This is a genomic window from Candidatus Halocynthiibacter alkanivorans, assembly GCF_003333265.1.
Taxonomy (GTDB): Bacteria; Pseudomonadota; Alphaproteobacteria; order Rhodobacterales; family Rhodobacteraceae; genus Halocyntiibacter_A; species Halocyntiibacter_A alkanivorans.
The window spans coordinates 17147-41641 of sequence record NZ_QOLB01000037.1 but is presented as its reverse complement, the minus strand read 5'-3'; the positions used below and the strand labels follow the sequence as shown (position 1 = coordinate 41641).

The window sequence follows — 24495 nt, the reverse complement described above, 5'->3', positions numbered from 1 at the left end:
CGGGTCGATGTTGAACGCAGCGCGGAAAACAAAGCACTGCTGCAAAGCATGGACCGCCGCGCAGATCTGCAATTGCGGCTTCAGGCGACGGTAGAAGGTCTGTCTGTGGTGGCGATCAGCTATTACGCCGTTAATCTGGCCGCATATTTGTCCTATCCGGTGACCCAGACGCTTGGTCTGTCCAAGGGCATGACACTGGCTGGCTTAACGCCGCTGGTCGTTCTGGCGGTGTATTTGGGCGTGCGCCGGATCCGCAAATCGATGGGGCACTGATGTCACTTTGCGTGAGGCTGGCACAGACACGGCTACAGGGCTAGAATGATGCACAACATAGTTTACTTCAGGAGCCACCATGCCGGTTAAAAATCGTTTTGCTGAGATGCACGCTGAAATTGTTGAGTGGCGCCGCGATATTCACGCCAATCCGGAACTGATGTTTGACGTGCAGCGCACCGCCGCGAAAGTCGAAGGGCTATTGGGTGATTTTGGTTGCGACGAGATCGCAACTGGTCTGGGGCGCACCGGCGTTGTTGGTGTTATCCGCGGTAAGACAGATACGAAGGGGCGCGTTATTGGTTTGCGCGCCGACATGGATGCGCTGCCCATACTTGAGGCCACCGGGCTGGAGTTTGCCTCGGTTACAGCGGGGAAAATGCATGCCTGCGGCCATGACGGTCACACAGCGATGTTGCTTGGCGCGGCGAAATACCTGGCAGAGACCCGCAATTTTGACGGCACCGCCGTGGTGATTTTCCAGCCCGCAGAAGAGGGCGGCGGCGGCGGGCGCGAAATGGTTGAGGACGGGTTGATGGAGCGGTTCGGCATCCAGGAGATCTATGGGCTGCACAACATGCCTGGCTATCGGGTCGGCGAATTTGCCATCCGTCCTGGTGCGATGATGGCGGCGGCGGACCAGTTTGATATTGTGGTCACCGGCAGGGGCGGCCATGCGGCCAAACCCGAAGATGCGATCGATACCGTTCTGGTCGCCAGCCAGATCGTCGTGGCGCTGCAATCCATCGCCAGCCGCAATGTGAATCCACTACAGGAAGTCGTGCTGTCGATCTGCGGTTTCACCACCGAAAGCACCGTTTTTAACGTGATCCCTCAGACCGTGCGTTTGATTGGCACAGTGCGCACCATGGACAGCAATGTGCAGGATCTGGTGATCGAACGTATGGAGCGGCTGATCACCTCAACAGCGCAGGCCTATGGCGCGACAGCGGAACTGGATTATCAGCGCGGGTATCCGGAGACTGTGAACGCGGTGGACAACGCAGGATTTGCTGCCGATGTGGCGCGCGCTATCACAGGCAATGATACCACTGACGCTGCGCCGATGATGGCGGCTGAGGACTTTTCCTACATGCTTAATGAACGCCCGGGCGCCTATATTTTTCTGGGCAACGGCGATACCGAGATGCTGCACCACCCAGAGTATAATTTTGACGAGGGCGCAATACCTTTTGGTTGTTCTTGGCTTGCAAGTATGGTTGAGTCGCGCATGCCTGTAATTTAGTTTAATTTAAGGATTATTTTTTTGACTGGATATTTACGAGCCGCCGCGCTTCTGGGGGTGCTCATAATTTTGATGCCTTCAATTTCACCCGCAAAAGAGATCACGCGAACTGTTCCGGTGACGGAGGATTTTTATAAAGGTTCAGGTGACTTGGGTGACGGACCTAAGGCAAGACCGTCGCTGGAATATGCGTTTAAAATATTTGACATCGACGGGCAGATGGAAGTCTGCGGTCTCAAAGTCCTGACCAGCGGAAATAAGAACCGCATTCTTAGCAATGTGCTGAGAGAGGGGGCTGTGAGGGTGGATGGTAAAAGCATCATCAGGAATCTGAATTATTTTGCATATGGAAAACCCAACAAGCCTTTGGTCGGGCAGTTGGCCAATTGCAAAGACACCGGCAAGCCTGTCCCGACCGATGGCGCAAGTATCAGCGTTTATTTCCGTAAAGGCCGCTATACCGAGTGAGTCTTCGCTCAGCCGCCGGTGTGAGACATGTGGCGGCTGACCTGACCATCGGCTTGTTGGCGCGAATAGTCAAAATCGTGCCCTTTGGGTTTGCGACTGATGGCCTCTTCAATTGCCGCGATTAACGGGCCGTCATCTTCCGGATGGTTGCGCAGGGGCGCGCGCAGATCCCCTTTGTCTTCCTGTCCGAGGCAAAGATAAAGCTCGCCGGTACAGGTCATGCGCACCCGGTTGCAGCTTTCGCAGAAATTATGGGTCAGAGGCGTGATGAAACCGATTTTCTGGCCGGTTTCTTCCAGTCTGACATAACGCGCAGGTCCACCGCTGCTTTCGCTCAGCTCTGTCACGGTGAAACGTTCACGAAGCTGAGTACGCATGTCTTCAAGTGACCAGTATTGCCCGACGCGGTCTTCATTGCCAAGATCGCCCATCGGCATCACTTCGATCCAGGTCAGGTCAATGTCACGCGCCGCACACCAGTCGATGATGGTGAACAATTCGCTTTCATTAAACCCTTTCAGCGCCACCGTGTTTAACTTGACCCGCAGCCCGGCTTTTTGGGCCGCATCAATGCCGCGCAACACCTGGGGCAGGCGGCCCCAGCGGGTGATACGGGCAAACTTTTCCTCGTCCAGCGTATCCAGCGACACGTTCACACGCCGCACACCGGCCGCATAGAGGTCGTCGGCGAACCGTTCCAGCTGTGAGCCGTTGGTGGTCAAGGTGAGTTCGCGCAGCGCGCCACTGTCCAGGTGGCGCGTCATCGAGTCAAAGAAAGACATGATGCCTTTGCGCACCAGAGGCTCGCCGCCGGTGATGCGCAGTTTTTCCACGCCGAGACCAATGAACGTTGTGCACATCCGGTCCAGCTCTTCCAGCGTCAGCAACTCTTTCTTGGGCAGAAATTTCATGTTTTCCGACATGCAATAGACACATCGGAAATCACAGCGGTCGGTGACGGACACCCGCAGATAGGTGACAGCACGGGCGAAAGGGTCAATCAGGCGTGGCATTTGATTCATGGCTAAAACCTAGTGTCGGTCCCGCGTGTGGGCAAGGGTTAACCGTCGTTTTGTTCGGGCAGGTGGCGCGCCGCTTCTTTGACCGCCCAGGGTTTCATTGCCGGCCCGTGCTCAGTCAGAAAAGCCTGGCTGCGCGCGGCATCGTGTTTGGACAGGTCGCGCACCCACCAGGCGACAGCTTTCTGAATGAACCAATCGTGATCGGTGGTGTAAAGAGCGGCCCAGCCCAGAACGCGGTCCCGGATGGCCAGGTCGTCAGGTTTGGGGTGATTCTGTTTGGTCCAGGGCAGGGTGATGACCAGCGCGGCGCGGCGGGTCCACATATGCTCCGAGGTGGTCCAGTCTTCAATATCATCCAGACGCGCGGGATCGGCCGTCAGCCTTTTTTGACCGGCCATACAGGCGTGGTCGGCGATGGCCCAGCTGTCAAATTCGGGTGTCCAGCTTTGGATAAGCTCCCAGACAGCCGCGTCGTCACGGATTCGCGCCTGGGTCAACAGTTTGGCGGCGGCCAGCCGTGCTTCAAAAATATTGCTGTCCCACAAAGAGCGTGCCAGCTCAACACGTTGCTCCAGATCAAGCAATTGGCGCCAGGTCTTGGCCAGGTCATTTATCGCCGGGTTTGGGGCACCCAGGTACTCCCGGTCCACTTTATGGTAAGCTGCCATCTGAGGGGCGCGCCCGGTTTCAGCGGCGGCGTGCAGTGCATCAAGTGCGTCGTTAAGGGGAAGCGTCATTAGGTGTCCTGCCATATTTTTAACGAAATGTTGCCCTAGGCTTTAACCGGGTCTGTTCGACCCGCACATTATATCGAAGGAGTTCGGGATGAAACTCGTAAACGTACTTGCCATGACATCTGTAATGCTGATGGGACCCGCGATGGTGGGCTCAGTGAATTTGTTGGGGTTCCAGGATGTGGAGGCCGCCTGGGCGGGCGGCAATGGCAAGGGGGGCGGCGGTGGCAAATCCAGCGAAAAATCCCGCGGTAAATCTGAGGCGCGTGGCGGTGGCAAACCGGTGTTTGCCGGGCAAGGAAACCGGACCGCATCGGTGAAAGCACCTAAAGCAGTTAAGGCCACGCAGGGCAGCCTGTCATCTCAGTTAAAGGCGCTGAATTCGCTGAACCGGAATATCAACGGGTTGATGAACAGTTCTGACCCCAAAATGGAGCCGTTCCGCGACTTTGTGTCCAACAGTGCTGAACTGGAACTGCTTATTGTAGCCAAGGCGGATGCAGAAGCAGCCCTTGGCGAGACATCGGCAGCACTGGCGGCGGCCTTAGCTGCCCTGGAGGTCAACCCGGAGACTGCCGAAGCAGACCTGGTTACGCTTCTGGAAACCCCGGATCTCTCTCAGGAAGCCATTGATGAAATAACAGCAGCGCAAGAACTTCTTGAACAGCAGGCGGAAGATCAGGCTGCGTTGGACGAGGCAAGTGATGATGCGGCTGCAGCCGCAGAGGCGACCTCTGAAGAGGCAATGATTGAGGCAATGGTGGCCTCGCTCAATGCCACGGGCGCCGGGCCGGTGACCGTTGATGATATTACGCCGGAAATGACTGCATGGGTTGCCGAGCAGCTTGGCGTTGGCGAAGATCAGCACGGTCTGATCGACGACTGGTTGGCAAAACTCTGAAGCTGACGGTTTCAGCACACTGAAATCAACGCCCCGGCAGTAATACTGCCGGGGCGTTTTATTATTCAACAGTAACGGATTTTGCCAGGTTGCGCGGCTGATCCACATCGGTGCCTTTGGCGACAGCCGTATGATAGGCCAGAAGCTGCGCGGGCACCGCATAAAGAATTGGCGCCAGAAGCTCTGACACCGCAGGCATTTGCACGGTTTGCCAGACACCTTCGCCGGCCTCTTTGATGCCCTGGGCATCCGAGATCAGCACGACTTTGCCGCCGCGCGCCATGACTTCCTGCATATTGGACACTGTTTTTTCAAACAGCCTGTCCCGTGGCGCCATTACGATCACCGGCGTTTGTTCGTCCACCAAAGCGATCGGCCCGTGTTTCAACTCGCCCGAGGCGTAGCCTTCTGCATGGATATAGCTGATTTCCTTCAGTTTCAGAGCGCCTTCCAGCGCCAGAGGATACATCGCGCCCCGGCCCAGGAACAGGATATCGCTGGTCTCAGCCAGTTTTCGTGATACTTTTTCCATGGCGCCACTTTGCTCCATCGCGTGACTTAGCAGCCCTGGCAGGGCGCGCATCGCGGTCAGGTGGGTGCGCAGATCCTCGTCAGAAATCTCGCCCCGGGCCTGGGCCGCACGCAATGCCATCAGGACAAGCACGGTCAGTTGGCAGGTGAAGGCTTTGGTCGATGCGACGCCGATTTCCGGACCGGCAAGGATGGGCAATGCGATGTCACTTTCGCGCGCGATCGAACTTTCGGGCACGTTGATGACAGAGACGATTTGTGCCGCTTTACCGGCGGTGTAACGAAGCGCCGCCAGGGTGTCGGCGGTTTCGCCGGACTGGCTGGCATAAAGCGCCATAGTGCGGGCCGGCACCGGCGGTTCGCGGTAACGGAACTCAGAGGCAATATCGATCTCGACCGGAAGGCGGGCAATCTGTTCGAACCAGTATTTCGCCGCCATACAGGCGTAATACCCGGTGCCACAGGCCACCATGGTCACCCGGTCAATGGCGGTGAAGTCCAGATCATCGGGCAGGTTGATGGTTCCGTCAGCATTGATGTAATGGCCAAGCGCCTCGCCAATCACGGTTGGCTGTTCGGCAATCTCTTTCGCCATGAAATGCTTGTGGCCGCTTTTTTCGACACGGGCGGCATCAACCTGGACCAGGCGTTTTTCGCGGGCGCAAGGCGCGCCGGTCTCGTCAAAAATTTTGACACCAGCGCGGGTCAGAACGGCGTGATCGCCTTCTTCCAGATATGTAATGCTGTTGGTCATAGGGGCGAGCGCAATGGCATCAGAGCCGACAAACATTTCACCGTCGCCATGGCCGATCGCCAGTGGCGAGCCTTTGCGGGCGGCGATCAGAAGGTTGTCTTCGTTCTCAAACAGAAAACACAGCGCAAACGCGCCTTCAAGCCGGGCCAGGGTGCCGCGCGCAGCCTCCACCGGAGACTTGCCGTCCTGCAGCAGGCTTTGCGCCATCAGGGCGATGGTTTCAGTGTCGGTGTCGGTGGTAAATTCGATGCCCTTTTGGGCAAGCTCCGCGCGCAACTCGCGGAAGTTTTCGATGATACCGTTGTGAACCACAGCCACATTGCCCGCCCGGTGCGGGTGGGCGTTGCTCAGGGTCGGCGCACCGTGGGTTGCCCAGCGGGTGTGACCAATGCCGGCTTTTCCCGCCAGCGGTTCGTGCACCAGAAGATCGGAGAGGTTGACCAGTTTGCCAACCGCGCGACGACGGTTCAACGTGCCATTCTGAACGGTGGCGATGCCGGCGCTGTCATAGCCGCGATATTCAAGCCGTTTGAGCGCTTCGACCAATTGCGGCGCAGCTTCGTGATTGCTCAGGACACCAATAATTCCGCACATAGGTTCAGACTTTCTTTTGCGCAGCTTTCGCTGCTTTGAGCTTGTCCATCAGACGGCGGCCCAGACCGGGTTTGTTGACCTGTTTCGCGCGTGAAATGGCGAGGGCTTCGGCAGGAACATCGGAGGTGATGACCGCGCCCGAGGCCGTAAGCGCGTGATCCCCGACAGAAACCGGTGCCACCAGCATGGTGTTGGAGCCGATAAAGGCGCTCTCACCGATCTCGGTGTGATGCTTAAACACGCCGTCATAATTGCAGGTGATGGTGCCGGCGCCAATGTTACAGGCATCTCCAAGTGTGGCGTCGCCAATATAGGACAGATGACCGACCTTAGCGCCTTCGCCGATCTGGGCGTTTTTAATCTCAACAAAATTGCCGACGCGGGCGTTATTGGCCAGTTCAGCGCCAGGGCGCAGACGCGCGTAAGGGCCAACAATTGCACCGGTCGAAACATGGCAGCCTTCAAGATGGCTGAAGGCACGGATCCGGGCGCCGGTTTCCACCGTCACGCCGGGGCCAAAGACCACGTTCGGCTCAATGATCGCGTCGCGTCCGATCAAAGTATCATGCGAGAAATACACCGTGTCTGCGGCAATCAGCGTGACGCCGGTATCAAGGGCCTCAGCGCGGGCACGGGCCTGAAAGGCGGCTTCACCGCGCGCAAGTTCGGCGCGTGAGTTGATGCCAAGCGTCTCGGCCTCGTCACAGGACACGGCGGTTGCGGACAATCCGGCCTGACTGGCGATGGCGACGATGTCGGTCAGGTAGAATTCGCCTGCAGCGTTGTCGTTGCCCACCTGGCTGACCAGATCAAACAGGACCGAGGCGTCGGCGCAGATAACACCGCTGTTGCACAGGGTTATTGCGCGCTCCTGATCAGAAGCGTCTTTGAATTCGACAATGCGCTCCAGAACATCACCCTGCATCACCAGCCGGCCATAACGTCCGGGATCAGCTGCTTCAAACCCCAGAACCACGACGTCATGGTGTTGGCGCGCCTCCGCCATACGTTCAAGTGTTTCAGGCTGGATAAAAGGCGTGTCGCCATAAAGAACAAACGCGTTGCCTTCGAAACCGGCCAGTGCCGCGCGGGCCTGAGCGACGGCGTGGCCTGTGCCCAGTTGCTCTTCCTGCAAGATGACTTCAACGTCCTCGTCGATGTCCAGGGCCGCCTGCCGCACTTCATCGGCACCATGCCCGGCAATGAGGATGGTTTTTTCCGGCAACAGCGCGGCGCCAGACGCCATCGCATGAGCAAAAAGCGGTGCGCCGGCAATCTGGTGCAGAACTTTTGGCAGGTCGGACATCATGCGTGTCCCCTGGCCGGCAGCGAGAATAATTAAGGCTGTGCTCATAATCGGTTCTTTCCAACGTGTTTAAGCCGTTTTACCCAAGGAGGGGAAAGCTGCAAGGGGAAGAACTATCAAAACTCCTTACGGCACATTACAACGGGTGGCGGAATTTTGCCAAAGGAGTGATTATGCATACAGTTATTTTCGATCTGGACGGGACGCTTGCCGAGACCAGTGGTGACCTGATCGCAGCAGCCAATACGTGTTTTCGAGGTCTCGGCTATGGCAATGTGCTTGACCCGCATTCTGACGCGAGCACTGCGTATCATGGCGCGCGCGCCATGCTGGCACTTGGTTTTGAACGGCGGAACGTGAGTGATGCAGCTGCGCAGATTGACGCCCAGTTTCCGGTGTTGTTGGCGGCCTACGCTGAAAATATTGATGTATATACGCGACTATATGACGGCGTGACAGAGGCCGTGGAGGCGTTAAAACGTGATGGCTATGCTGTTGGCATCTGTACCAATAAACCGTCGGGACTGGCCGAAACCCTGCTGCAACGGCTTGGGGTGCGTGGTTTGTTTGACTCGATGGTCGGCGCCGACACGCTGCCAGTGCGCAAACCTGATCCAGCGCCCTACAGGGCGGCTGTTGAACTTGCTGGCGGGGATGTCTCAAAGTCGTATCTGGTGGGCGACACGATTACCGACCGTAAGACCGCAGCGGCGGCGGGCGTGCCTTGCGCGCTGGTCAGTTTTGGTCCGGAGGGCGACCGGGTGCAGGAGATGAAGCCCGAAGCCCTGTTGGCGCATTACCGTGATTTGGGGCGTGTCACCCGCGATTTGATCGGGGCGCCGCGATGAGTGAGGTCTTTGAGGGGAGTTTTACCCAACAGGACCCGATTCCGCGCGAAGGCATTGAGGCCGCTATCCGTGTGATGGAGAGCGGGAGGCTGCATCGGTACAATGTGGCCGAGGGTGAATTCTCGGAAGCGGCTTTGCTGGAACAGGAATTCGCAGAGCTGACCGGCGCGCGCTATTGCGTGGCGGTGGCGTCAGGTGGATCGGCAATGGCCACGGCGCTGCGCGCGATTGGAGTCAGGCCAGGCGACAAGGTCCTCTCCAACGCATTCACGCTTGCCCCGGTGCCTGGCGCTATTGCCTCGCTTGGGGCAGTGCCGGTAATTGTCGAGGTCACAGAAGATCTTACCATTGATCTGACGGACCTGGAGACACGGATCGCCGCCTCGGGGGCCAGGGTGCTGTTGTTGTCTCACATGCGCGGCCACCTGTGTGATATGGCTGCGCTGATGACGCTCTGCGACCGGGCGGGCGTGACGGTGATTGAGGACTGCGCCCATACGATGGGTGCGTCCTGGGATGGCACTGCGTCAGGGCGCCATGGAGCGATGGCGGCCTATTCCACCCAGACCTATAAACACGTAAATTCAGGCGAAGGTGGTTTTCTGACCAGTGACGACGAGGTGCTGATGGCGCGGGCGATCCTGCTTTCAGGGTCCTATATGTTGTTTGACCGTCATCTTTCAAAACCCGCGGCGGACGTGTTTGAGCAAGTCAAATATGACACGCCAAACGTTTCGGGACGGATGGACAATCTGCGGGCGGCCATTCTGCGACCACAGCTGAAAACGTTGCAGGATCAGTGTGATGGCTGGACTGAGCGTTACCGTGAGGTCGAAAGCGGCCTGCGGGATCTGGCGGGGTTGAAGGTGATTGAACGCCCGGAGCAGGAACGGTTTGTCGGATCCTCGATCCAGTTTCTGCTGCCGGGCTGGCGCGCGGATCAGATCAGAAATCTTGTGGCGCGCTGCCTGAAGCGCGGTGTCGAGCTTAAATGGTTTGGCGCTGAGGAACCTGCGGCGTTCACCTCGCGCTATGACAGCTGGCACTATGCCAACCCGGAGCCCATGCCGAAAACCGATGCTGTACTGGCGCAACTGATGGATATGCGGGTGCCACTGACATTCTCGCTGCAAGACTGTGCCCAGATCAGCCGCATTATCCGATCCGAGGTCAGCGCGCTCTGGCAACAGGGCTGAACCGCTACCGCTGAACGTCACGTCACAAAGGTTGACGCGACTCGGTTTTCACCGTTAACTGAACAAGTGTTCAATAATGACCGGTGGAGGAGCGCGCGATGTTTTACGCGAGCATGCAGTTTGATCTGGGTGAAGACGTCAATGCGATGCGCGACATGGTGCATTCCTGGGCGCAGGAGCGGATAAAGCCGATCGCCGCTGAGGTGGACAAAGGCAATGAATTCCCCACCGCGCTCTGGCGCGAAATGGGTGAGCTTGGCCTGTTGGGCGTCACTGTCAGCGAAGAATATGGCGGCGCTGGCATGTCCTATCTGGCCCACACAATTGTGGTGGAGGAAATCGCCCGCGCCTCGGCCTCTGTTTCGCTGAGTTATGGTGCGCATTCAAACCTTTGCGTCAATCAGATCAAGCTGAACGGCACCGAGGATCAAAAGCAGAAATACCTGCCAAAACTGTTGACCGGCGAACACGTTGGTGCACTGGCAATGTCTGAGGCCGGCGCCGGGTCTGATGTGGTTTCTATGAAGCTGCGGGCCGAGAAGAAGAATGACCGTTTTGTTTTGAACGGCACCAAGTTCTGGATCACCAACGGGCCAGATGCGGACACTTTGGTGGTCTATGCCAAAACGGACCCTGACGCGGGCTCCAAAGGCATCACTGCCTTTATCATTGAAAAGGAAATGGCCGGGTTTTCTACATCGGCGCATTTTGACAAGTTGGGGATGCGCGGCTCAAATACGGCCGAGCTTATCTTTGAAGACGTTGAAGTTCCTTATGAAAATATTCTCGGCCTGGAAGGCAAAGGTGTGCGTGTCCTGATGTCCGGGCTGGATTATGAACGGGTTGTTCTGGCCGGGATCGGTACCGGCATTATGGCCGCCTGTCTGGATGAGGTGATGCCTTATGTTTCCGAGCGCAAACAATTTGGCCAGCCGATCGGGGAGTTCCAGCTGATGCAGGGCAAAATTGCCGACATGTACACCGCGATGAATTCCGCGCGGGCCTATGTTTATGAGGTAGCCAAAGCCTGCGACCGGGGGCATGTGACACGGCAGGATGCGGCGGCCTGTGTGCTCTATGCCTCTGAAGAAGCGATGAAACAGGCGCATCAGGCAGTTCAGGCGATGGGTGGCACCGGGTTTATGAACGAAAGCACGGTAAGCCGGTTGTTCCGCGACGCAAAACTGATGGAAATTGGGGCGGGAACCAGCGAAATCCGTCGGATGTTAATCGGTCGTGAAATGATGGGTGCTATGCGGTAACGTCAGTGAAATTACACTGAAATTCTTAAAAAGGGATCTGTTATGACCGCGTTTCTGAAACTGTTTTTTGCCGCATTTCTGTTTGTCTCCGCCCAGGGCGCCTTTGCGCAGGAGCTGGAGTTCAGCCCGGAGCTGTCGCTGAGTTGTTATTATGAATCTGACGACGGCATGAACCCGCATGGGTGCATCGGTCTGTCGGCCAACGCCTGTATGGAGGCGACACCGGGCGGCTATTCCACCTATGGGATGGGCGGCTGTCTGAATGCGGAACTTAGCTTTTGGGATCAGGAACTTAACGCGGCATATGGCGAGTTGATGACCTATGATAAAGCCGTCGATGCTGACGGGAGCGACATGGGACGTGCGGCGATGTCGCGGGCGGAAAACCTGCGCAATATGCAGCGGGCCTGGATCGGTTTCCGCGATGCGAGCTGTGACTATGAGCGTTCGCAATGGGGCGGCGGTACCGGCGGCGGTCCGGCATTTGTCGGCTGTATGATGCAGATGACCGGAGAGCAGGCGATGGCGCTGCAACTGGCGCTGCAATACAATCAGGCGCAGTAGAAAGAGAAACATGAAACTTACCTCCAACGTAATCCCATCGTCTGACAGCTTTCGCAGCAACCGGGCAGGCCATCTGGAAGCGCTTGATATTGTTGCCAAAGCTTCCGCGTTGGCGGCGGCGGGTGGCGGCGAAAGATCCAGAACACGGCATCTGTCGCGGGGCAAAATGTTGCCGCGTGACCGGGTGGCAAACCTGTTGGATCCGGGCTCGCCTTTTCTGGAGATCGGGGCCACGGCAGCGCATGGGATGTATGAGGGGGCGGCGCCTTGTTCGGGGGTGATTGCCGGTATAGGACGTGTGCATAATCAAGAGGTTATGGTCGTCTGCAATGATGCCACTGTCAAAGGCGGTACCTATTATCCGATGACGGTGAAAAAACACCTGCGGGCCCAGGAGATTGCCGAGGAGTGTCAATTGCCCTGTGTCTATCTGGTCGACAGCGGCGGTGCCAACCTGCCCAACCAGGATGAGGTGTTCCCGGACCGCGATCATTTTGGCCGTATCTTTTACAATCAGGCCCGCATGTCGGCCAAAGGCATCCCGCAGATCGCGGTGGTGATGGGGTCCTGTACCGCCGGCGGGGCCTATGTTCCGGCGATGTCTGACGTCACTATTATTGTGAAAGAACAAGGCACTATCTTCCTTGCTGGCCCCCCTTTGGTTAAGGCGGCCACCGGCGAAGTGGTGAGCTCGGAAGACCTTGGGGGTGGCGATGTTCACACCCGTCTTTCCGGTGTTGCCGACTACCTGGCTGAGGATGACAGCCATGCTCTGGCCCTGGCGCGACAGGCGGTCTTCAATCTGAACCGTCACAAACCCACAACGGTCAACTGGCAGTCGCCAGAGGAACCCGCCTATGATCCGGAAGAGATCCTGGGTGTGGTTCCGGGTGATCTGCGCACGCCTTATGACATCCGCGAAGTGATTGCGCGACTGGTCGATGGGTCTCGTTTTGATGAGTTTAAACAACGGTTTGGTGAGACGCTGGTCTGTGGTTTTGCCCATCTGAAAGGTTGCCCGATCGGCATTATCGCCAACAATGGGGTGTTGTTCTCGGAGTCGGCCCAAAAGGGTGCGCATTTTGTTGAACTGTGCAGCCAGCGCAATATCCCGCTGGTATTTTTGCAGAACATCACCGGCTTTATGGTCGGGCAGAAGTACGAGAGCGAAGGCATCGCGCGCCATGGTGCCAAGATGGTGACTGCAGTGGCCACCACCAATGTGCCCAAGATCACCATGGTGGTCGGCGGTTCCTTTGGTGCCGGAAATTATGGCATGAGCGGAAGGGCTTATCAGCCGCGTTTCATGTGGTCCTGGCCCAATTCGCGCATCTCGGTGATGGGCGGAGAACAAGCTGCCGGTGTTTTGGCGACGGTGAAACGGGACGGGATTGAACGTCAGGGTGGCACATGGTCGGCCGAGGAAGAAGTCGCGTTTAAACAGCCGACGATTGATATGTTTGAACGCCAGTCGCATCCGCTTTACGCCTCAGCCCGGCTTTGGGACGACGGCATCGTTGATCCGCGCAAAAGCCGTGATGTGCTGGCCCTGTCGCTGTCCGCCGCGCTGTGTGCGCCGATTGAGCCGACACGGTTCGGTCTGTTCAGAATGTAATAAGCCCACCGAACTTATGTGAGAATTGCACATTTCACGGGCAGACATGTGCAAAAGCATGAACGAAGGAAGAACCGGCACATGATCCGCACCCGACTGACCGATCTCTTTATTCTGACACTGCCGATCCTGTCGGCGCCGATGGCCGGTGCCGGTGGTGGTGCGCTGGCGGCGGCGGTGAGCCGTGCGGGCGGGCTTGGTTTTATCGGCGGCGGGTATGGTGATCCGGTCTGGATTGAGCAACAGATGACGTTGGCGGGGGATACCCCGGTCGGTGTCGGGCTGATCAGCTGGAAGCTTGCCGACAACCCGGCTGTGCTGGACCAGGTTCTGGCGGCAAAACCGGCGGCGTTGTTTCTGAGTTTTGGCGACCCGGCGGAGTATGTGCCGGCTATCCGCGCGGCAGGCGTGCCGCTGATCCTCCAGGTGCAGAGCCTGCGGGATGCGCAGCATGCGGCGGATCTGGGGGCGGATGTGATTGTGGCCCAGGGTGCCGAGGCCGGTGGCCATGGTGAAAGCCGCGCCACCATGACGCTGGTACCGGAAGTGGCCGACTGGCTGGCGGGGTCCGGGTCCGGGTCTGAGGCGGTGCTGGTGGCGGCGGGCGGCATTGCCGACGGACGTGGCCTGGCGGCAAGCCTGATGCTGGGCGCTGAGGGTGCGGTGATGGGAACGCGGCTGTACGCCAGTGATGAGAGCCTGGCCCATGACAACATGATTGCGGCCTCGGTTGCGGCGAGCGGCGATGACAGTCTGCGCACCAGTGTGCCCGACATGGCGCGGCGGCTGCGCTGGCCCGGGCGCTATTCGGTGCGGGTGTTGAAGAACGCGTTCACCCGGCGCTGGCAGGGCGACATGGCCGGGCTGGCAGATGCAATTGAGGTTGAGGCACCGCGCTGGGTTGCGGCCCAGGCAGCGGGCGATACCGAAGTGGCCAATACCATTGTCGGTGAGGCCGCCGGGCTGATCCGGGACCGGTGCCCGGCGGCGCAGATCATTCAGGAAACGGCAGACCAGGCAGAGGCGTTGATGGCCCGCTTTGGCAGCCAGGAGGAGACTTAGATGTTCAGAAAAATCCTGATAGCGAACCGGGGCGAAATTGCCTGTCGGGTGATGGACACTGCGCGGCGCATGGGCGTGGCCACCGTGGCGGTTTATTCCGACGCTGATGCGGCGGCCAAACATGTGGCGGTGGCCGATGAGGCGGTGCATATCGGCGGTGCGGCGCCCGCCGACAGTTATTTGCGCGGCGACGTGATTATTCAGGCGGCGCTGGACACCGGCGCGGGTGCGATCCATCCGGGTTATGGTTTCCTGTCGGAAAACCCGGAGTTCGTGGAGGCAGTTGAGGCTGCGGGTCTGGTCTTTATCGGACCCTCGGCCAGTGCGATCCGCGCTATGGGATTAAAAGATGCCGCCAAGGTCCTGATGGTGGACTCCGGCGTGCCGGTGGTGCCGGGCTATCACGGTGCCAATCAGGATGCGGCGTTTCTGAAAGCGGAGGCTGGCAAGATCGGTTATCCGGTGTTGATCAAAGCGGTGGCCGGCGGCGGCGGCAAGGGTATGCGGCTGGTGGAAAGTGCAGCAGGTTTTGCCGATGCGCTGGACAGTGCGCGCAGTGAAGCGGTGACCAGCTTTGGCAATGGCGATGTTTTGGTCGAAAAATACATCACTGCGCCGCGCCACATCGAGATCCAGGTCTTTGGTGACGGTAAACATGCGGTGCATTTGTTTGAGCGGGATTGTTCCTTGCAGCGCCGCCACCAGAAAGTGATCGAAGAAGCGCCGGCGCCGGGCATGCCTGAAGCGGTGCGCGCGGCGATGGGCGCGGCGGCGGTGAAGGCGGCCGAGGCGATCGGCTATTCTGGTGCCGGCACAGTGGAGTTCATTGTCGATGGATCCGGCGGGCTGCGGGTCGACGGGTTCTGGTTCATGGAGATGAATACGCGGCTTCAGGTGGAGCATCCGGTGACCGAGGCGATCACCGGGGTCGATCTGGTGGAATGGCAGTTGCGGGTTGCTGCGGGCGAGGGCCTGCCGATGCGCCAGCAGGATCTGCGCATCACCGGCCATAGTTTTGAAGCGCGGCTTTATGCCGAAGACGTGCCGGCGGGATTTTTGCCGGCGACCGGGCGGCTTGATCATTTGCAGTTTGCCGCTGCGGCGCGGATTGAAAGCGGTGTGCGTGAGGGCGATGAAATCTCGCCCTGGTATGATCCGATGATCGCCAAGATTGTCACCCATGGCAGCACCCGAAAAATCGCGCTGAAACAGCTGGAGGCAGCTTTGGCGGCGACAGATGTGGGCGGCACCGTCACCAACCTGGCGTTTCTGGGCAATCTGACGCGCCACGCGGGTTTTGTCGCGGGCGAGGTGGACACCGGGTTGATTGAGCGGGACCTGGTGGCGCTGTCCCATGAACCGGAGGCCGGGCTGGCCGTGATCGGGTTGGCAGCATTGGTGGCGGCGGGGCTGGATGCGCCTGCCGCGCCGGTCACGGGGTTCACGCTTTGGGCGCCGCTGCGCCGCACCATTGAATTGCAGCTGGGTGACGATGCGCTGGCGGTGATTGTTGAGCTGACCGGGCCGGATGCAGCGCGGGTCTCGCTGGACGCAGAACAATTGCAGTTTTCCCGCATGCAAGGGCGCTGGCAGGCGGAAGGGGCGGCGCTACGCCGTGCCGTGCGTCGCGGCGGCCAGGTGCATGTGTTTGGCCATGGCGCATGGAGTTTTGATGTCATTGACCCGCTGGCGCGCGCGGGCGATCACGGCGGCGATGGCAATCTGATTGAAGCGCCGATGCCCGGGCTGGTGAAGGCGGTGTTTGCGACTGCAGGCCAGGTGGTGTCAAAGGGCGACCGGCTGGCGATTTTGGAAGCGATGAAGATGGAACACACATTGGAGGCGGCGCGCGACGGGGTGGTCGCAGAGGTGCTGGTTGCGGGTGGCGACCAGGTCGAAGCCGGTGCGGCGTTGATCCGGCTTGAGGCAGACGACAGCGAGGTGGCGGCATGATCCGGCTGCATCACTGTGCCCAGACACGGTCCATGCGCACGTTGTGGCTGCTGCATGAGCTGGGCGTGGAATTTGAGGTCGTCAGCCACGCCTTTGGCAAGAACCTGCGCAGCGTGGAGTATCTCGCGCTGAATCCGGCAGGTCGGGTGCCGGCGCTGGAAATTGATGGCGACACCATGTTTGAGACCGGCGCAATCACGGAATATCTCTGCGAGCTGTATCCAGAGACCGGGATGGGTCGGCTGCCGGGCGAGGACGAGCGGCGCGACTGGCTGGTCTGGCTGCATTTTGCCGAGACCATCAGCCAGCATTCGGCGGCGCTGACCCAGCAGCACATCGCGCTGTATGATGCCTCCATGCGCAGCGCGATTGTGACCAGGCTGGAAGCAAAACGGCTGGAGAAATGTTACGGCGCCATCGAGGCGCGGCTGGCAGAAAGCGGCGACTACCTGCTGAAGGGCGGCTTTAGCGCGGCGGATATTTCGGTGGGGCAAGCGCTTTATATGTCGCTTCACTTTGCGCGGCTTGATGCGTTTCCGCTGGTAACTTCCTGGTATCGGCGCTTAACCTTGCGGGACGGGTTCATCGCCTCTGAACCAAAGGAGCTTGAGACGCGATTATATCCGAAGGAATTTTATGAACCCTGGGAGGGGTAGATATGCATCAGGTTGAGATTTTTGAAATGGCCCCGCGCGACGGGTTACAGAACGAAAAGAGACAGATCCCGGTCAGCGAGAAGATCGCATTGATTGATTTGTTATCAACCGCAGGATTCCGACGGATAGAAGTGGCGTCCTTTGTCTCGCCCAAAAAAGTGCCGCAGATGGCGGACAGTGGCGACGTTCTGGCGGGTATCAAGCGCGTCGCAGGTGTGGCCTATTCGGCGCTGACCCCGAATATGCGCGGTTTTGATGCGGCGATCACTGCCAAAGCCGATGAGATCGCCATTTTCGGTTCGGCCTCTGAAGGCTTTTCCAAAGCCAATATCAACGCCACTATTGAAGAGAGCCTGGAACGGTTCAAACCGGTGGTCGATGCAGCACGCAGTATTGATCTGCCGGTGCGGGGCTATGTCTCCTGCGTGACCGATTGCCCCTATGACGGGCCGGTGTCGCCGGACAAGGTGGCGGAAGTGGCGGAAAAACTGTTTGCCATGGGCTGCTATGAAATCTCGCTGGGGGATACCACCGGTCAGGGCACGCCGGAAACCATTGCCAAGATGGTACTGGCGGTACGGGAAGTGGTGCCGGTGCACCGGTTGGCCGGGCATTTTCACGACACTGGCGGGCGGGCGCTTGATAATATCGACGCGTCGCTGGCGCTGGGCGTGCGGGTGTTTGATGCCTCTGTTGGTGGTCTTGGTGGCTGTCCTTTTGCGCCTGGTGCCAAGGGCAATGTCGCAACCGAGGCGGTGTTTGAGCATGTGGAGCGGCTGGGCTATGACACCGGGCTGAATGCCAATGTGTTGCAGCAGGCTGGTGAAATGGCGCTGTTAATGACGCGCTGAGACGCGGCTGCGGCTTGTTCCGGGCCCGAGGCGTGTGAGACCTGACCGGCGTGAGAGCTGAGCCATGTGAAAACGTGTGGGATCAGCCGGCCTGATGCCGGGGCCGGTACACGGGTGCCGCCGGACGCGGATAGCGGACAAGAAAATCAGAAATAGGCTGTTGCGGCATTGTCGCAGCGGCCGGAACAGGGACGGACGTCGATGGGCTATCAGACAATTGCAATTGAAACCGATGCGCGCGGGGTTGCCATGCTGCGGTTGATGCGTTCAGCCAAGCACAATGCGCTGAATGCGCAGATGATGGATGAGCTGAGCGACGCCGCACGGGCGCTGGGCACTGATCCTGCGGTGCGGGTGGTGGTGCTGAGTGCCGAGGACAGTTGCAAAAGCTTCTGCGCCGGTGGTGATCTGGGCTGGATGCAGGAGCAGATGGCGGCGGATGGGGAGACCCGCGGCCGTGAAGCCCGGCGGCTGGCAGAAATGCTGGGCGCGCTGAACACCATGCCCAAACCGCTGATCGGGCGCATTCAGGGCAACGCCTTTGGCGGCGGCGTCGGCATGGCCTGTGTTTGTGATGTGGCGATTGCTTCCGATCATGTGCGCTTTGGGTTGACCGAAACAAGGCTGGGCCTGCTGCCGGCGACCATCGGTCCTTATGTTTTGGCGCGGATGGGCGAAGCGATGGCACGCCGTGTGTTCATGTCCTCGCGCCTGTTTGATGCCATCGAGGCCGTCACCCTCGGCGTTGTCGCCCGCGCGGTGCCCGCGGCGGAACTTGACGCGGCGGTGGAGGCGGAAGTCGCGCCCTATCTGAGCTGCGCGCCGGGCGCGGTGGCCGCCTCCAAAGCGCTGGCCCGCGCCATGGGACCCCGCATTGATGACGCGGTGATTGACGCCAGCATTCAGGCGCTGGTGGAACGCTGGGAAACCGACGAGGCCCGCGCTGGCATACAGGCGTTTTTTGCCAAAGAGAAAGCGCCCTGGGCGTAACGCGCGCCCGTTGAGAGCCTGCGCACCAGGGCGGTGGAGAGGTTCGCGCCCGGTTGGGCCGGGGCTGCACCGTCCAGTCCCGACGCGATAGACGGGCGCCGGCAAGGCCCGGCAGGCACCCTGTCGTTCAGGATTGCGGACCCAGGTATGGCCTGGTAGCGGGCACTGGCGTTTCCTCGGTGTTCTGGATCAGATGGGCGTAAAGCGCGGTCAGCAACGCGGCGCTGAACAGCATTTGAAACCACAAAACGATCAGGCTGGTGATTGTGGCCAGACCGGGAATGACTTCTGCTATCCGGCCGCCGACGAATTCCAGCAGAAAATACAGGATGCCTTGGGCTACCGCCAGGAAAAGTATGCTGCGGGACGCCGTTGCGCTCATGCGCCAGGCGTTCCCCATGGTGAGCGGCGCACCGATGGCGGCGGCGGGCAGGATCAGGCTCCAGCGCATCACCACGGACAAAACAACCGTGGTCAGGACAACGAAGAGCACGAGGTAAAAGGCCGGTGGTAGCTGAGTTATGCCAGATAACAATTTTAGCGCCAGAAAAAGGATAAACCCGGCGGGGACGCTAAGTAAGCCCAGCACCAGACCCAGTCCCAAAGATACGAGGATGTAGCGTTTCACTGCGCTGACCGGCGGAAAGGAGCGCGGGCGGGTCTGGGTTGCTGGTAACAGATTGTGGCGGTGCCACAGCACGATCATCGCAATAAAGCAGACCGTCATGACCAGCACGACAAACAGGATAGGGAAGATGCCTGGGTCCTGGACCGTTCCCGACGTCCCGTTCCAGACTATATCGCCGTTGCCCCACATCATTCTTGCGAACACATACGGCACCAGCACACCAACAAGAAAAATCGGCAGGGTGATGCGCAGAGTGGTGGTGAAATTGGTGAAGATCATGCCAAAGGCGGTGAGGAAAATCTGTTTGCTGAGCATTTTGGGGCTTTCAGTGCGTTGGGTGAAATCTGGAACGGTAAAAGTCAGTAGGGCCGGATGGCCAAAATATATTGTGGATGACACTCTGGCAGAGGCGGTGGACATCTTGCAAGCGTATAAGTTGCATAAACCACGGCGGAGCCATCCGGGTTTATCGGTACGAGTGTACCGCCTTTTGCGTTTGCGCCGCGCTGGGCAGGACGGCAGGACCGGGCAGTCAGCTGCAAGCGGATACGTTATTTGACCGGAGCTGGTGCCTGCGGGTCGGGGGCGACACACTGGCGCGAATGGCCGGCCATTTGTCGGTTGGGGGCGGGCAGCAAGCGGGGGGCGTGCGAGTCGCTTTGGTGGGTGGTTTCTTTTCCGACGGAAATACTCGGATTTGCGCGGTGAGCCACAGCGACATTTTCCCCTGGTTTTTTTCATCACACAGATGCAGATGTTCAAGGTTTGTTGGGGTTTGGGGCTCTAAATTCCGCGCCACCTTGGTTGACCCTGAGAAGAGGCGCGGCTAAACCACAGAACAGCTGCATGCGCCCTGACCGCATGAAAGGAGCCGCACTTGGAAGACCTGCTTCGGGAATATCTCCCCATCGTTATTTTTCTCGGCCTCGCAATCGCGATTGGCCTGGTATTCATCTTTGCTGCATTGATCATCGCAGTCCGCAATCCTGACCCTGAGAAAGTGTCAGCCTATGAGTGCGGATTTAACGCGTTTGACGATTCACGGATGAAGTTTGACGTGAGGTTCTACCTCGTGTCGATCCTGTTCATTATTTTCGACCTTGAAATCGCTTTCCTGTTCCCCTGGGCGGTGGCGTTCAAGGATGTGGGATTGCTGGGGTTCTGGTCGATGATCGTATTCCTCGGGGTTCTGACTGTGGGCTTTGCCTATGAGTGGAAAAAAGGAGCGTTGGAATGGGAGTGATGACTTCTGCCAACACCGCAGGTGGTGACCAGCAAGTGGCCACCAGCGCGCTGAACGCTGAGCTGCAGGACAAAGGGTTTCTGCTGACCTCGGCTGAGGACATGATCAACTGGGCCCGCACCGGCTCGCTGCACTGGATGACCTTTGGTCTGGCTTGTTGTGCGGTTGAGATGATGCACACTTCGATGCCCCGTTATGACCTGGAACGGTTTGGAACCGCGCCGCGCGCCAGCCCGCGCCAGTCCGATCTGATGATCGTGGCCGGTACGCTGACCAACAAGATGGCGCCGGCGCTGCGCAAGGTCTATGACCAGATGCCCGAGCCACGGTATGTGATCTCAATGGGGTCCTGCGCCAATGGCGGCGGTTATTACCACTACAGCTATTCTGTGGTGCGCGGCTGTGACCGGATTGTACCGGTTGATATTTATGTGCCGGGCTGTCCTCCGACAGCAGAGGCACTGCTCTATGGTCTGATGCAGCTGCAGCGGAAAATCCGTCGCACCGGCACGATTGCGAGGTAATGGCAATGAGTGAAGCATTGAGCGAACTTGGCGAATATCTGGAGGCGAAACGCCCGGATTGTGTGCTGTCCTGGGAAATCACTTTTGGCGAGCTGACCGTCTATGTGGCGCTGTCTTCGATCAAGAGTTTCAGTGAGTTCCTGCGCATCGACAGCCGCTGTAAATTCAGCTCGCTGGTGGATATCACCGCGATTGACTATCCGGCACGGGACGCACGGTTTGATATCGTGTATCACTTCCTGTCGATGTATCAGAACCACCGGATCCGGGTGAAGGCCCAGGTGCGGGAAGACGAGATGGTGGCCTCAATCATCGAAGTGCACGCGTCGGCCAACTGGTTTGAGCGCGAAGTGTTTGACATGTTCGGCATCCTGTTCTCCGGTCATCCGGATCTGCGGCGTCTGCTGACCGATTACGGCTTTCGTGGCCATCCGCTGCGCAAGGATTTCCCCACCACGGGTTATACCGAGGTGCGTTATGACGAAGAGCTGAAGCGGGTGGTCTATGAGCCAGTGAAGCTGACTCAGGAATACCGCCAGTTTGATTTCATGAGCCCGTGGGAGGGTGCCGAGTACATCCTGCCCGGCGATGAAAAAAAAGGGGCCAAGGCCTAGTGCCGGCGCATCCTGCACTGATGTCTGAACGCCGTGCGCTGCACGCGGGGCAGGCGGCGCTGACTTTGGTGACCGGGATGCATCGTCGTGACGCGACAAGGGCTGACGCGCGGGTTTTAGCCGCGCCGGCCTCCCTACCGGGCAATCCCATGTCCAGCAAGAATTCGAAGCGGGCGCGCCAGCGCGTGCCGCTGCAACTGAATGACGTGCAAAGGCAGCAGGCGACAGGCAATCTGGCGCCGCTTTCTTTGTTTGCACGCAAAACCTTCGGTGTGCGGCCCCAGCGGCTGTGCGCGAATATGGTGAGGGTCTGATTATGGACGGCAAATTTGGCGACACTCTGACGGGTGAGCAAAAGATCCGCAACTTTAACATCAACTTCGGGCCTCAGCACCCGGCGGCACACGGGGTGCTGCGCATGGTGCTTGAGCTGGACGGCGAGCTGGTCGAACGTGCGGATCCGCATATTGGCCTGTTGCACCGCGGCACCGAGAAGCTGATGGAAAGCCGGACCTACCTGCAGAATCTGCCCTATCTGGATCGTCTGGATTACGTGGCGCCGATGAACCAGGAACACGCCTGGTGCATGGCCATTGAAAAGCTGACCGGCACCGATGTGCCACGCCGCGCCAGCCTGATCCGGGTTTTGTTCTCGGAAATCGGCCGGGTGCTGAACCACCTGCTGAACGTGACCACTCAGGCAATGGATGTGGGGGCTCTGACGCCGCCGCTCTGGGGCTTTGAGGAACGCGAAAAGCTGATGATCTTCTATGAGCGGGCCAGTGGTGCGCGTCTGCATGCCGCCTACTTCCGTCCCGGCGGAGTGCATCAGGATCTGACCGATGATCTGCTGAACGACATCGAGGCCTGGACCGAGACCTTCCCGGAGGTGATGAACGATATCGACACGCTGCTGACCGAGAACCGGATCTTTAAGCAGCGCAACTGTGATATCGGTGTGATCACTGAGGATGACATCAAGACCTGGGGCTTTTCGGGTGTGATGGTGCGGGGTTCCGGCCTGGCCTGGGATCTGCGCCGCAGCCAGCCTTATGAATGTTACGACGAGTTTGAATTCCAGATCCCAGTGGGCAAGAACGGTGACTGTTACGATCGTTACCTGTGCCGGATGGAAGAGATGCGCCAGTCGGTGCATATCATGCGTCAGGCGATTGCCAAACTGCGGGTGGAAAAAGGCGACGTGATGTCGCGCGGCAAGCTGAGCCCGCCCAAACGCGCCGATATGAAAACATCGATGGAAAGCCTGATCCATCACTTCAAACTTTACACTGAGGGTTTCAAAGTCCCCGCCGGCGAAGTTTACGCTGCGGTGGAAGCGCCCAAGGGTGAATTTGGCGTCTATATGGTGGCAGACGGCAGCAACAAACCCTACCGCGCCAAGCTGCGCGCACCGGGCTTCCTGCACCTGCAGGCGATGGATTATGTCGCCACTGGCCACCAGCTGGCCGACGTCGCGGCCATCATCGGCACAATGGATATCGTATTTGGGGAGGTGGACCGCTAATGCTGCGCCGTCTGCATCCGGAACAACCGGACAATTTTGAATTCACCGCTGCCAACCAGGCCTGGGCCGACGGTCAGATCAGCAAATACCCCGAGGGCCGTCAGGCCTCGGCGGTGATCCCGCTGTTGTGGCGCGCTCAGGAACAGTTTGGCTGGCTGACGCGTCCGGCGATTGAACATATCGCGGACATGCTGGGCATGGCCTATATCCGGGTGCTGGAAGTTGCGACGTTTTACTTCATGTTCCAGCTGCAGCCGGTGGGCTCGGTGGCGCATATCCAGATCTGTGGCACCACGTCCTGCATGATCTGTGGCGCCGAGGACCTGGTTGCTGTTTGTCAGGACAAGATCAACGCCAAAGCACATGCCCTGTCGGCAGATGGCAAGTTCTCCTGGGAAGAAGTCGAATGCCTGGGCGCTTGCACCAATGCGCCGATGGCGCAGATCGGCAAAGACTACTACGAGGATCTGACCGCGGCGAAACTGGCGGAACTGCTGGATCAGATGGCGGCGGGCGACGTGCCTGTACCGGGTCCGCAGAACGGCCGGTACGCGGCAGAACCTCTGTCAGGGCTGACTTCGCTGACCGATTATGAAAGCGGCAAGACCCAGTATAACGTCAGCGCCCAGCTGGCGGTCGATATTGGCGACAGCATCAAGCGCATTGACGGCACCGAAGTGCCTCTGCTGACCCCCTGGATTGGCAAGGACGGCAAAGTCGCCGGTCGTGAAGCCGCCAGCCCGACACCGGCAGCGCCGGCACGTCCGGTGTCCGCGGTGAACCAGGCGAAAGCAAAAGCAAAGGCCGCACCGGCGGCAAAGGCGGATGATGCGGCGGAGAAAAAACCCCGCACCATGAAAGCCGCGCGCAAAGCCGGCGCCGATGATCTGAAAAAGCTGAAAGGCGTGGGCCCCAAGCTGGAGCAAACGCTGAATGAGCTTGGATTTTATCATTTCGATCAGATCTCCAAATGGAGTGAGGCGGAAGTGAACTGGGTTGAGGCCCGCCTGAAAGCCAAAGGCCGCATCGCGCGTGACGGTTGGCTTGAAGCGGCGGCGGCTCTGGCCAAAGGCGACTGAGAGACTATGACCCTGGCGCGCGCCGGGGACTGACGAATTTTGCCGGCAAACGGCAG

25 protein-coding genes are annotated in these 24495 nt (G+C 59.0%); 20 read left to right on the top strand and 5 right to left on the bottom strand.

Annotated features, from left to right (window positions below; all coding sequences use genetic code 11):
* The 3 genes from DWA01_RS03290 to DWA01_RS03280 form a co-directional block, all read left to right on the top strand.
* A partial coding sequence (locus tag DWA01_RS03290; protein ID WP_114284227.1) for a DUF3422 family protein occupies window positions 1-273 on the top strand: 273 nt, incomplete at its 5' end.
* A gap of 79 nt (window positions 274-352) precedes the next feature.
* Window positions 353-1519, top strand: a complete 1167-nt coding sequence (locus tag DWA01_RS03285) for a M20 aminoacylase family protein (protein WP_114284226.1) — start codon at window positions 353-355, stop codon at window positions 1517-1519.
* Between the two features lie 21 nt (window positions 1520-1540).
* Window positions 1541-1987 carry a hypothetical protein gene (locus DWA01_RS03280; protein ID WP_136057654.1) on the top strand — a complete coding sequence of 149 codons (447 nt, stop codon included), beginning with the start codon at window positions 1541-1543 and terminating at the stop codon, window positions 1985-1987.
* 8 nt (window positions 1988-1995) lie between these two features.
* Here DWA01_RS03280 and moaA read toward each other — a convergent pair whose 3' ends face one another.
* Together moaA and DWA01_RS03270 are read right to left on the bottom strand one after the other, a co-directional pair.
* Window positions 1996-3000: a GTP 3',8-cyclase MoaA gene (gene moaA / locus DWA01_RS03275; RefSeq protein ID WP_114284230.1), complete on the bottom strand. Its 1005-nt coding sequence runs from the start codon at window positions 2998-3000 to the stop codon at window positions 1996-1998.
* 47 nt (window positions 3001-3047) lie between these two features.
* A complete protein-coding gene (locus DWA01_RS03270; RefSeq protein WP_114284224.1) occupies window positions 3048-3746 on the bottom strand; it encodes a DNA alkylation repair protein in 699 nt (232 codons plus the stop codon).
* Window positions 3747-3834: 88 nt separating this feature from the next.
* Between DWA01_RS03270 and DWA01_RS03265 the strand changes: the two genes are divergently transcribed.
* Entirely contained in the window at window positions 3835-4644 is an 810-nt protein-coding gene (locus tag DWA01_RS03265; protein WP_136057653.1) for a hypothetical protein, read from the top strand.
* Window positions 4645-4705: 61 nt separating this feature from the next.
* Here DWA01_RS03265 and glmS read toward each other — a convergent pair whose 3' ends face one another.
* Window positions 4706-6523: a glutamine--fructose-6-phosphate transaminase (isomerizing) gene (gene glmS, locus DWA01_RS03260; RefSeq protein ID WP_114284222.1), complete on the bottom strand. Its 1818-nt coding sequence runs from the start codon at window positions 6521-6523 to the stop codon at window positions 4706-4708.
* Between the two features lie 4 nt (window positions 6524-6527).
* Window positions 6528-7877: a bifunctional UDP-N-acetylglucosamine diphosphorylase/glucosamine-1-phosphate N-acetyltransferase GlmU gene (glmU, locus tag DWA01_RS03255; protein ID WP_114284221.1), complete on the bottom strand. Its 1350-nt coding sequence runs from the start codon at window positions 7875-7877 to the stop codon at window positions 6528-6530.
* 125 nt (window positions 7878-8002) lie between these two features.
* On the opposite strand from glmU, the gene DWA01_RS03250 reads away from it, so the two are divergent.
* The 10 genes from DWA01_RS03250 (at window position 8003) to DWA01_RS03205 (ending at window position 18826) form a co-directional block, all read left to right on the top strand.
* On the top strand, window positions 8003-8677 hold the full coding sequence (locus DWA01_RS03250) for an HAD-IA family hydrolase (RefSeq protein WP_114284220.1): 675 nt from the start codon (window positions 8003-8005) through the stop codon (window positions 8675-8677).
* A complete protein-coding gene (locus DWA01_RS03245; RefSeq protein ID WP_114284219.1) occupies window positions 8674-9873 on the top strand; it encodes a DegT/DnrJ/EryC1/StrS family aminotransferase in 1200 nt (399 codons plus the stop codon). Before DWA01_RS03250 ends, DWA01_RS03245 begins: the two co-directional genes overlap by 4 nt.
* Before the next feature lie 98 nt (window positions 9874-9971).
* Complete coding sequence (locus DWA01_RS03240; RefSeq protein WP_114284218.1) at window positions 9972-11135, top strand: isovaleryl-CoA dehydrogenase; 1164 nt, start codon at window positions 9972-9974, stop codon at window positions 11133-11135.
* A gap of 42 nt (window positions 11136-11177) precedes the next feature.
* On the top strand, window positions 11178-11699 hold the full coding sequence (locus tag DWA01_RS03235; RefSeq protein ID WP_114284217.1) for a lysozyme inhibitor LprI family protein: 522 nt from the start codon (window positions 11178-11180) through the stop codon (window positions 11697-11699).
* 10 nt (window positions 11700-11709) lie between these two features.
* Entirely contained in the window at window positions 11710-13314 is a 1605-nt protein-coding gene (locus DWA01_RS03230) for a carboxyl transferase domain-containing protein (protein ID WP_114284216.1), read from the top strand.
* A gap of 81 nt (window positions 13315-13395) precedes the next feature.
* Entirely contained in the window at window positions 13396-14376 is a 981-nt protein-coding gene (locus DWA01_RS03225) for an NAD(P)H-dependent flavin oxidoreductase (protein ID WP_336469993.1), read from the top strand.
* Complete coding sequence (locus DWA01_RS03220) at window positions 14377-16329, top strand: acetyl/propionyl/methylcrotonyl-CoA carboxylase subunit alpha (RefSeq protein ID WP_114284215.1); 1953 nt, start codon at window positions 14377-14379, stop codon at window positions 16327-16329.
* Window positions 16326-16985 (top strand): glutathione S-transferase family protein, encoded by a 660-nt coding sequence (locus DWA01_RS03215; protein ID WP_114284214.1) that lies wholly within the window; start codon window positions 16326-16328, stop codon window positions 16983-16985. The genes DWA01_RS03220 and DWA01_RS03215 overlap by 4 nt, the downstream gene beginning before the upstream one ends.
* Before the next feature lie 2 nt (window positions 16986-16987).
* Window positions 16988-17836 carry a hydroxymethylglutaryl-CoA lyase gene (locus DWA01_RS03210; protein WP_114284213.1) on the top strand — a complete coding sequence of 283 codons (849 nt, stop codon included), beginning with the start codon at window positions 16988-16990 and terminating at the stop codon, window positions 17834-17836.
* A gap of 201 nt (window positions 17837-18037) precedes the next feature.
* On the top strand, window positions 18038-18826 hold the full coding sequence (locus DWA01_RS03205) for a crotonase/enoyl-CoA hydratase family protein (protein ID WP_114284212.1): 789 nt from the start codon (window positions 18038-18040) through the stop codon (window positions 18824-18826).
* Window positions 18827-18953: 127 nt separating this feature from the next.
* Here the strand turns inward: DWA01_RS03205 and DWA01_RS03200 are convergent, their stop codons facing one another.
* The gene (locus tag DWA01_RS03200; RefSeq protein WP_114284211.1) at window positions 18954-19769 is read right to left on the bottom strand and encodes a hypothetical protein; all 816 of its coding nucleotides are present in this window, start codon (window positions 19767-19769) and stop codon (window positions 18954-18956) included.
* A gap of 562 nt (window positions 19770-20331) precedes the next feature.
* Between DWA01_RS03200 and DWA01_RS03195 the strand changes: the two genes are divergently transcribed.
* Genes DWA01_RS03195 through nuoE form a run of 6 tightly spaced genes read left to right on the top strand, consistent with a single transcriptional unit; the run spans window position 20332 to window position 24439 of the window.
* A complete protein-coding gene (locus tag DWA01_RS03195; RefSeq protein ID WP_114284210.1) occupies window positions 20332-20697 on the top strand; it encodes an NADH-quinone oxidoreductase subunit A in 366 nt (121 codons plus the stop codon).
* Entirely contained in the window at window positions 20688-21221 is a 534-nt protein-coding gene (locus DWA01_RS03190) for a NuoB/complex I 20 kDa subunit family protein (protein ID WP_272867847.1), read from the top strand. The genes DWA01_RS03195 and DWA01_RS03190 overlap by 10 nt, the downstream gene beginning before the upstream one ends.
* 5 nt (window positions 21222-21226) lie before the next feature.
* Entirely contained in the window at window positions 21227-21835 is a 609-nt protein-coding gene (locus tag DWA01_RS03185; protein ID WP_114284228.1) for an NADH-quinone oxidoreductase subunit C, read from the top strand.
* 20 nt (window positions 21836-21855) lie between these two features.
* Complete coding sequence (locus tag DWA01_RS03180) at window positions 21856-22149, top strand: hypothetical protein (protein WP_136057652.1); 294 nt, start codon at window positions 21856-21858, stop codon at window positions 22147-22149.
* 2 nt (window positions 22150-22151) lie between these two features.
* Window positions 22152-23360: an NADH-quinone oxidoreductase subunit D gene (locus DWA01_RS03175; RefSeq protein WP_114284207.1), complete on the top strand. Its 1209-nt coding sequence runs from the start codon at window positions 22152-22154 to the stop codon at window positions 23358-23360.
* A complete protein-coding gene (nuoE, locus tag DWA01_RS03170; RefSeq protein WP_114284206.1) occupies window positions 23360-24439 on the top strand; it encodes an NADH-quinone oxidoreductase subunit NuoE in 1080 nt (359 codons plus the stop codon). Before DWA01_RS03175 ends, nuoE begins: the two co-directional genes overlap by 1 nt.
* Window positions 24440-24495 lie beyond the last annotated feature (56 nt).

What these genes read in the sequence shown, in the direction of transcription:
- DWA01_RS03285 (WP_114284226.1), top strand. Translation starts at nt 353, where the DNA reads ATGCCGGTTAAAAATCGTTTTGCTGAGATGCACGCTGAAATTGTTGAG.
- moaA (WP_114284230.1), bottom strand. Translation starts at nt 3,000, where the DNA reads ATGCCACGCCTGATTGACCCTTTCGCCCGTGCTGTCACCTATCTGCGG.
- DWA01_RS03270 (WP_114284224.1), bottom strand. Translation starts at nt 3,746, where the DNA reads ATGACGCTTCCCCTTAACGACGCACTTGATGCACTGCACGCCGCCGCT.
- DWA01_RS03265 (WP_136057653.1), top strand. Translation starts at nt 3,835, where the DNA reads ATGAAACTCGTAAACGTACTTGCCATGACATCTGTAATGCTGATGGGA.
- glmS (WP_114284222.1), bottom strand. Translation starts at nt 6,523, where the DNA reads ATGTGCGGAATTATTGGTGTCCTGAGCAATCACGAAGCTGCGCCGCAA.
- glmU (WP_114284221.1), bottom strand. Translation starts at nt 7,877, where the DNA reads ATGAGCACAGCCTTAATTATTCTCGCTGCCGGCCAGGGGACACGCATG.
- DWA01_RS03250 (WP_114284220.1), top strand. Translation starts at nt 8,003, where the DNA reads ATGCATACAGTTATTTTCGATCTGGACGGGACGCTTGCCGAGACCAGT.
- DWA01_RS03245 (WP_114284219.1), top strand. Translation starts at nt 8,674, where the DNA reads ATGAGTGAGGTCTTTGAGGGGAGTTTTACCCAACAGGACCCGATTCCG.
- DWA01_RS03240 (WP_114284218.1), top strand. Translation starts at nt 9,972, where the DNA reads ATGTTTTACGCGAGCATGCAGTTTGATCTGGGTGAAGACGTCAATGCG.
- DWA01_RS03235 (WP_114284217.1), top strand. Translation starts at nt 11,178, where the DNA reads ATGACCGCGTTTCTGAAACTGTTTTTTGCCGCATTTCTGTTTGTCTCC.
- DWA01_RS03230 (WP_114284216.1), top strand. Translation starts at nt 11,710, where the DNA reads ATGAAACTTACCTCCAACGTAATCCCATCGTCTGACAGCTTTCGCAGC.
- DWA01_RS03225 (WP_336469993.1), top strand. Translation starts at nt 13,396, where the DNA reads ATGATCCGCACCCGACTGACCGATCTCTTTATTCTGACACTGCCGATC.
- DWA01_RS03220 (WP_114284215.1), top strand. Translation starts at nt 14,377, where the DNA reads ATGTTCAGAAAAATCCTGATAGCGAACCGGGGCGAAATTGCCTGTCGG.
- DWA01_RS03215 (WP_114284214.1), top strand. Translation starts at nt 16,326, where the DNA reads ATGATCCGGCTGCATCACTGTGCCCAGACACGGTCCATGCGCACGTTG.
- DWA01_RS03210 (WP_114284213.1), top strand. Translation starts at nt 16,988, where the DNA reads ATGCATCAGGTTGAGATTTTTGAAATGGCCCCGCGCGACGGGTTACAG.
- DWA01_RS03205 (WP_114284212.1), top strand. Translation starts at nt 18,038, where the DNA reads ATGGGCTATCAGACAATTGCAATTGAAACCGATGCGCGCGGGGTTGCC.
- DWA01_RS03200 (WP_114284211.1), bottom strand. Translation starts at nt 19,769, where the DNA reads ATGCTCAGCAAACAGATTTTCCTCACCGCCTTTGGCATGATCTTCACC.
- DWA01_RS03190 (WP_272867847.1), top strand. Translation starts at nt 20,688, where the DNA reads ATGGGAGTGATGACTTCTGCCAACACCGCAGGTGGTGACCAGCAAGTG.
- DWA01_RS03185 (WP_114284228.1), top strand. Translation starts at nt 21,227, where the DNA reads ATGAGTGAAGCATTGAGCGAACTTGGCGAATATCTGGAGGCGAAACGC.
- DWA01_RS03180 (WP_136057652.1), top strand. Translation starts at nt 21,856, where the DNA reads ATGTCTGAACGCCGTGCGCTGCACGCGGGGCAGGCGGCGCTGACTTTG.
- DWA01_RS03175 (WP_114284207.1), top strand. Translation starts at nt 22,152, where the DNA reads ATGGACGGCAAATTTGGCGACACTCTGACGGGTGAGCAAAAGATCCGC.
- nuoE (WP_114284206.1), top strand. Translation starts at nt 23,360, where the DNA reads ATGCTGCGCCGTCTGCATCCGGAACAACCGGACAATTTTGAATTCACC.